Annotated in this window: 5 protein-coding genes; 4 read left to right on the top strand and 1 reads right to left on the bottom strand. The window is 67.6% G+C overall.

Translation table 11 applies throughout. The features are described from left to right. Window positions 1–174: 174 nt before the first annotated feature. Window positions 175–1776, bottom strand: coding sequence for a peptide chain release factor 3 (locus GAK28_RS16970; RefSeq protein WP_291781786.1), 1602 nt, complete (start codon window positions 1774–1776; stop codon window positions 175–177). 183 nt (window positions 1777–1959) lie between these two features. Here GAK28_RS16970 and leuS point away from each other — a divergent pair, with 183 nt between their 5' ends. Genes leuS through nadD form a run of 4 tightly spaced genes read left to right on the top strand, consistent with a single transcriptional unit; the run spans window position 1960 to window position 6911 of the window. Continuing rightward, window positions 1960–4707 carry a leucine--tRNA ligase gene (gene leuS, locus GAK28_RS16965; RefSeq protein WP_291781784.1) on the top strand — a complete coding sequence of 916 codons (2748 nt, stop codon included), beginning with the start codon at window positions 1960–1962 and terminating at the stop codon, window positions 4705–4707. A 2-nt stretch (window positions 4708–4709) separates the two neighbouring features. Continuing rightward, window positions 4710–5249 (top strand): LPS assembly lipoprotein LptE, encoded by a 540-nt coding sequence (lptE, locus tag GAK28_RS16960; RefSeq protein WP_291781782.1) that lies wholly within the window; start codon window positions 4710–4712, stop codon window positions 5247–5249. Between the two features lie 19 nt (window positions 5250–5268). After that, complete coding sequence (holA, locus tag GAK28_RS16955) at window positions 5269–6273, top strand: DNA polymerase III subunit delta (RefSeq protein ID WP_291781794.1); 1005 nt, start codon at window positions 5269–5271, stop codon at window positions 6271–6273. After that, entirely contained in the window at window positions 6270–6911 is a 642-nt protein-coding gene (gene nadD, locus GAK28_RS16950) for a nicotinate-nucleotide adenylyltransferase (RefSeq protein ID WP_291781780.1), read from the top strand. The genes holA and nadD overlap by 4 nt, the downstream gene beginning before the upstream one ends. Window positions 6912–6941 lie beyond the last annotated feature (30 nt).

Below are 6941 nucleotides of genomic sequence, written 5' to 3'. Positions count from 1 at the left end.
CCGCACAGCGGCCAACCTTTCCCGAGGGACGGCGGAGCCGGCGCGCCCCGGCGGCGGCCCGACGGCTCCACCGCCACGCCCGAGCGCCGCGCGCGATGCCGAAGGCGAGCCAACCCTACGAAGCGGCGTTACGGCGTAAGCCGTTAAATCACGAATCGCGCAGCGATTAACCGATCACATTTCGACCGAAGCCGCATGCTCACGCGTCGCCGAGAAGCGCACCATCGGCCAGCGCTCCTGCGCCAACTGCAGGTTCACGCGCGTCGGCGCCAAGTACACCAGCTCGCCCGCCGCGTCGATCGCCAGATTCGCCGCGTTCTTCTCGCGAAACTCCTCCAGCTTCTTCTCATCGCTGCAATGGATCCAGCGCGCCGTCGCCACGCCCACCTGCTCGAACGCGGCGTCGACGTTGTATTCGTCCTTCAGGCGATACGCCACCACGTCGAACTGGAGCACGCCCACTGCACCGAGGATCAGGTCGTTCGACATCAGCGGGCGGAAGAACTGCGTTGCGCCTTCTTCCGACAGCTGCGCGAGACCCTTCTGGAGGGCCTTCATCTTCATCGGGTCGCGCAGGCGTGCGCGGCGGAACAGTTCCGGCGCGAAGTTCGGGATGCCGGTGAACGACAGGCCTTCGCCTTCGGTGAAGGTGTCGCCGATGGTGATCGTGCCGTGGTTGTGCAGGCCGATCACGTCGCCGGGGTATGCCGTCTCCACGATTTCGCGGTCCGACGCCATGAAGGTGAGGGCGTTCGCGATGCGCACTTCCTTGCCCGTGCGCGTCTGCTGCATCTTCATGCCGGCGGTGTACGTGCCCGAACAGATGCGCATGAACGCCACGCGGTCGCGGTGTGCCGGATCCATGTTCGCCTGGATCTTGAACACGAAGCCCGAGAGCTTTTCTTCGTCCGGCTTCACTTCACGCGTGAGCGTCTGGCGCGAGCGCAGCGACGGGGCGTGCTCGACGAAGAAGTCGAGCAGCAGCTGCACGCCGAAGTTGTTCACGGCCGAGCCGAAGAACACCGGGGTCTGCTTGCCGGCTAGGTAGGCCTCCACGTCGAACGGGTTCGAGGCGCCTAGCACCAGCTCCAGCTCGTCGCGCAGGTCGTTCAGGGCTTCCTCGCCCAGGCGGGCGGCGAGTTCGGGGTGATCCAGGCCCTTGAAGATGGTGGAATCCTGGCGGGTGAAGTTCTTGCCCGGCTCGAACACGTGCACCTCGTCGAGCAGCACGTGGTACACGCCCTTCAGGCGCGAACCCATGCCGATCGGCCAGGTGAGCGGGGCGCAGGCGATGCCCAGCACCGATTCCACTTCATCCAGCAGCTCGATCGGGGAGCGGCCCTCGCGGTCGAGCTTGTTGATGAAGGTCATGATGGGCGTGTCGCGCAGGCGGCAGACCTCCATCAGCTTGATCGTGCGTTCCTCGACGCCCTTGGCGCAGTCGATCACCATCAGGGCCGAGTCCACTGCCGTGAGCACCCGGTAGGTGTCCTCGGAGAAGTCCGCGTGGCCTGGGGTGTCGAGCAGGTTGACGATGGCGTCGTTGTACGGGAACTGCATCACCGACGAGGTGACCGAGATGCCGCGCTCCTTTTCCAGGGCCATCCAGTCCGAGGTGGCATGGCGGGCCGCCTTGCGGCTCTTCACCGAACCGGCCATCTGGATCGCGCCTCCGAACAGCAGGAGCTTTTCGGTCAGCGTGGTCTTGCCCGCGTCGGGGTGGCTGACGATGGCGAAGCTGCGCCGGCGCCGGGTTTCGGTGAGGTGTGAGGACATGGAATCGAGGCCGTGGATGGGGCTAACCGCCTATTCTAGCGCGGATTTGCCCCGTCGCCCCGCCCGCCGGGCCGGTGGCCGGACTTGGCCGGGATACCCCCCGTGGGATAGTCTCCCGCGATTACAGGCCGCAAACGCCAGGGGCGGCCTTTCAGTCTTTCCTTTCCGGATTACCAGGACATCATGCAGGACACCCACGACCAGGGAACGCGCGAACAGGGCGGTTACGCCCCCGACGCCGTCGAGACCGCCGCCCAGCGCTTCTGGAACGACACCCGCGCCTTCGAGGTTACCGAGGACACGGACAAGCCGAAGTACTACTGCCTCTCGATGCTCCCGTACCCCTCGGGTGCCCTTCACATGGGTCACGTCCGCAACTACACCATCGGCGACGTGATCAGCCGCTTCCAGCGCCAGCAGGGGAAGAACGTGCTGCAGCCGATGGGCTGGGACGCCTTCGGCCTGCCCGCCGAGAATGCCGCGATCAAGAATCGCACGGCGCCGGCAAAGTGGACCTACAAGAACATCGAGCACATGCGCGAGCAGTTCAAGCGCATGGGTTTCGCCTACGACTGGACCCGCGAGGTCACCACCTGCCGCCCCGAGTACTACCGCTGGGAGCAGCAGATGTTCACCCGGCTCATGAAGAAGGGCCTGGTGTACCGCAAGAACAGCGTCGTGAACTGGGACTCGGTCGACCAGACCGTGCTCGCCAACGAGCAGGTCATCGACGGCAAGGGCTGGCGCTCGGGCGCCGTGGTCGAGAAGCGCGAGATCCCGCAGTGGTTCCTCAAGATCACCGTCTACGCGCAGGAACTGCTCGACGGCCTGGACACCCTGCCGGGCTGGCCCGATGCCGTGAAGACCATGCAGCGCAACTGGCTGGGCCGTTCGCAGGGTCTGGAGATCACCTTCGACGTGGATGGCCAGGCCGAGCCGCTGAAGGTGTTCACCACCCGTCCGGACACCCTGCTGGGCGTGTCCTACGTGGCCGTGGCCGCCGAGCATCCGATCGCCACGCGCGCCGCCGCGGGCAATCCGGGGCTCACCGAATTCATTGAAAGCTGCAAGTCCGGCGGCGTGTCCGAGGCCGAACTGGAAACCCAGGAAAAGCGCGGTTACTACACCGGCGTGGACGCCATCCACCCGATCACCGGCGAGAAGGTGCCGGTGTGGGTCGCCAACTTCGTGCTGATGGGCTACGGCACCGGCGCGGTCATGGCCGTGCCTGGCCACGATCAGCGCGACTGGGAGTTTGCCCAGAAGTATTCGCTGCCGATCAAGATGGTGGTGGTCGACCGTGGCGTGCTCGACGCGCTGGCGGAGATGAGCCGCGACCTCAGCAAGGGCGAGGGCGCCGACGCCACCCAGCAGGCGCTGGACGGCGGCAGCACCGATGCCTATGCCACCTCGGCGGCCGTGGAGACCGTGCGCTCGTTCGAGAGCGACGTCCAGGAAACTGCCGCCTATACCGAACATGGCTACCTGGTGAACTCGGGCGAGTTCGACGGCCTGGACTTCGACGCGGCGTTTGACGCCATCGCGGCGAAGCTCGAAGCCGCCGGTCGTGGCGAGCGCCGGGTCAACTGGCGCATCCGCGACTGGGGCGTCAGCCGCCAGCGCTACTGGGGTTGCCCGATCCCGGTCATCTATTGTCCGAAGTGCGACGCCGTGCCGGTGCCGGAAGACCAGCTTCCGGTCGTGCTGCCGGAAGACGTGGAATTCTCCGGCGTGCAGTCGCCGATCAAGGCCGACCCGGAATGGCGCAAGACCACCTGCCCGAACTGCGGCAGCCCGGCCGAGCGCGAGACGGACACCTTCGACACCTTCATGGAGTCGAGCTGGTACTACGCCCGCTACACCAGCCCGGGCGCACAGGCCCAGGTGGACGAGCGCGCCAACTACTGGACGCCGGTCGACCAGTACATCGGCGGCATCGAGCACGCGATCCTGCACCTGCTGTACTTCCGCTTCTATCACAAGCTCATGCGTGACGAAGGGCTGGTGAACAGCGACGAGCCGGCCACGAACCTGCTCTGCCAGGGCATGGTCATCGCCGAAACGTATTACCGCAAGGAAGCCGACGGCTCCTTCACCTGGTTCAACCCGGCTGACGTGGACGTGCAGCGCGACGATCGCGCGCGCATCGTCGGCGCCACGCTGCGCGCCGATGGCCAGCCGGTGGAGATCGGCGGTGTCGAGAAGATGTCCAAGTCGAAGAACAACGGCGTGGACCCGCAGGAGATGATCGCCCGCTACGGCGCCGACACCGTGCGCCTGTTCTCCATGTTCGCCGCGCCGCCTGACCAGTCGCTGGAATGGAACGAGGCGGGCGTGGAAGGCATGTCGCGCTTCCTGCGCCGCCTGTGGCGCGACGTCACCGCGCATGTGGAAGCGGGTGCGGGGCAGGGCGACAACCCGGCCGGCGATGTCGCCCGCAAGACGCTGCGTCGCCAGTTGCACGAAACCATCCAGAAGGTCACCGACGACATCGGTCGCCGCCAGTCCTTCAACACGGCCATCGCCGCGTTGATGGAACTGCTGAACGCCGTCGGCAAGTTCGACGACGCCAGCACGCAGGGCGTGGCCCTGCGCCAGGAGATCTTCACGGCTGTGATCCGCCTGATCAATCCGTTCACGCCGCACGTGTCGCACGCGCTCTGGCAGGCTTTGGGCCATGCGGAAACGCTGGTGGAAGACGCCGGCTGGCCGACCGTGGACTCCACGGCGCTGGTCCGCGACTCCTTGACCTACGCGGTTCAGGTGAACGGCAAGCTTCGCGCTACCATCGAGGTGCCGGCCTCCGCTTCCAAGGAAGACGCCGAGTCCATGGCGAGGGCCGTACCCCAGGTGGCGGCGTTCCTCGAAGGCCTGACCGTGCGCAAGGTGATCGTCGTGCCCGGCAAGATCGTCAACATCGTCGCAGGATAACCATGAGCCTGAAGCTTTCCCGTTCGCTGCGTGCCGCCCTGGTCGTCGCCACCGTCGCCCTGCTGGCCGGTTGCGGCTTCCATCTTCGCCAGTCGGCCGCGCTGCCGCCGGGGATGAAGAAGATCCACCTCACGGTGTCCGGCGGCGGCAAGCTCGAGCGCGATCTCACGCGCGCGCTCGAGAACTCCGGTGCCACCATCGTGGACAAGCCTGGTGCGGATTCGGCTGAGCTGGCCATCACCACCAACGCCTTCCGCACCGATTCGCTGACGGTGAGCGGTACGGCCCGCGTGACCGAATACGCCGTGCGCTATCACGTTGATTTCAACGCGAAGGCGCCGGATGGCACGCAGATCATTCCGACGCAGTCGGTCGATATGTCGCGTGAGTTCAGCTACGACGCCACGAACACCATCGGTACCGCCAGCCAGACCGAAGAACTGCAGCGCAGCCTGATCGGCGACATGGTGCAGTCCATCCTGTTCCGTCTGCAGGCGGCCGGCGCGCATCCGTCGGTGGCGGCGCCGTCCTCCGCGCAGTAAGGAGATACCTCCGGTGCCGATGAATCCCGGCCAGTGGCAGAAGCACCTCGCCGGCGATCGCATGGCGCCGGTCTACCTGCTGGTGGGCGAAGAGCTGCTCGTGCTGGAAGCGGCCGACGCCGTGCGCGCCATGGCGCGCCGGCTCGGCTACAGCGAACGCGAAGTGCTGGAAGCCGACAGCCGCTTCGACTGGAACGACCTGGCGCGCGCGTCGGCGGGCCTGTCGTTGTTCGCCACGCAACGCCTGCTCGACCTGCGCCTCGCCGGCGGCAGGGCGGGCAAGGACGGTGGTGCGGCCATCACTGAGTTCGTGGGTAACCCACCGCCCGACACCACGCTGCTGATCACCGCTACAGAGTGGAGCAGCAAGCACGATGCGGCCTGGACCAAGCATGTGGACCAGGCAGGTATCCAGATCGTCTTCAATGCACCGCGCCCGCATGAGTGGACGCAGTGGATCGGCGCGCGTCTCGCCTCACGCGGCGTCCAGGCCACGCCCGACGCGGTGTCGATGCTCGCCGAGCGCGTGGAGGGCAACCTGCTCGCCGCCGCCCAGGAAATCGACAAGCTCGTGGTGCTGGCGGGCGACCGCCGTCTCGACGCGGCAGCGCTGGAAAGCCTCGTGGCCGACAGCGCCCGTTTCGACGCCTTCAAGCTCACCGACGCGGCGTTCGCCGGGGAGGGCGGCCGCGCGCTGCGCATCCTCGCCGGGCTGCGTGCCGAGGGCGAGGAACTGATCGCCCTGATGGGCTGGATCGTGAACCAGCTCCAGCTCGCGCTGCGTCTCGCCAACGCGCGCGATTTCTCGTCGCAGGCCAAGGCCGAGCGCCTCTGGCCCGCGCGTGAGCAACTGTTCCGCAAGGCCCTGCGTCGTGCGCCCCGTGAGCATTGGATGGGCTGCCTCGCCCGTGCCGCGCGAATCGACCGCATGGCCAAGGGCCGCCAGCAGGGCGATCCGTGGCTGGAAGCGGAGCGCCTGATCGCGGCCATCGCCGAGCCCCGCGCCGCGGCGGCCTTCGCATGAGCGAGGCGCGTCCGCTCGCCATTCTCGGCGGCACGTTCGATCCGATCCACAACGGCCACCTGCGCGCCGCGTGGGAGGCCGTGGAGGCGCTCGACGCCGAGGTCCGCATGGTGCCGGCGCGCACGCCGCCGCACCGGCCGCCGCCGGTGGCTGATGCCGCCGGGCGCGTGGCCCTGCTGCGCGCCGCGCTGTCGGGGCAGCAGCGCCTGTCCATCGATACCCGCGAGCTGGATCGCGACGGTCCGTCGTACACCGTCGACACCCTGGCCTCGCTGCGCGCCGAGATCGGCCCGGATCGCCCGCTGGTGCTGCTGGTGGGCGCCGACGCCTTCGCCGGCCTGTCGTCCTGGCATCTGTGGAAGGACCTGTTCCGTCTCGCCCATATCGGCGTGCTGACCCGGCCGGGTGGCGTGCATCCGCTGCCTGACGAACTGGCCGCCTTCGTGGCCGACCGCCGCGCGCCGCGCGTGCACGGTCCGGCCGGCCTGGTGGTGGACATCGCGATCACGCCGCTGGACATCGCCGCCACGGCCATCCGCGAGACCTTCGCCGCCGGTCATGAGCCGCGCTTCCTGATGCCGTCGGAGTGCTTCGCCGACGAGGCCCTGCTGGCGCCGTATCGCGCGCTGGGACACTGAACCGCCGCAAGCGCCGGAGAGCGGTCGGCC

It is taken from the genome of Luteibacter sp., assembly GCF_009912395.1.
Lineage (GTDB): Bacteria > Pseudomonadota > Gammaproteobacteria > Xanthomonadales > Rhodanobacteraceae > Luteibacter.
Note: the sequence above shows the minus strand (reverse complement) of the source record. Positions and strands in the feature narration are given on the sequence as shown.

Excerpts from the sequence above, each read along its gene's own strand:
- leuS (WP_291781784.1), top strand. The coding sequence starts at position 1,960 with ATGCAGGACACCCACGACCAGGGAACGCGCGAACAGGGCGGTTACGCC.
- holA (WP_291781794.1), top strand. The coding sequence starts at position 5,269 with ATGAATCCCGGCCAGTGGCAGAAGCACCTCGCCGGCGATCGCATGGCG.
- lptE (WP_291781782.1), top strand. The coding sequence starts at position 4,710 with ATGAGCCTGAAGCTTTCCCGTTCGCTGCGTGCCGCCCTGGTCGTCGCC.
- GAK28_RS16970 (WP_291781786.1), bottom strand. The coding sequence starts at position 1,776 with ATGTCCTCACACCTCACCGAAACCCGGCGCCGGCGCAGCTTCGCCATC.
- nadD (WP_291781780.1), top strand. The coding sequence starts at position 6,270 with ATGAGCGAGGCGCGTCCGCTCGCCATTCTCGGCGGCACGTTCGATCCG.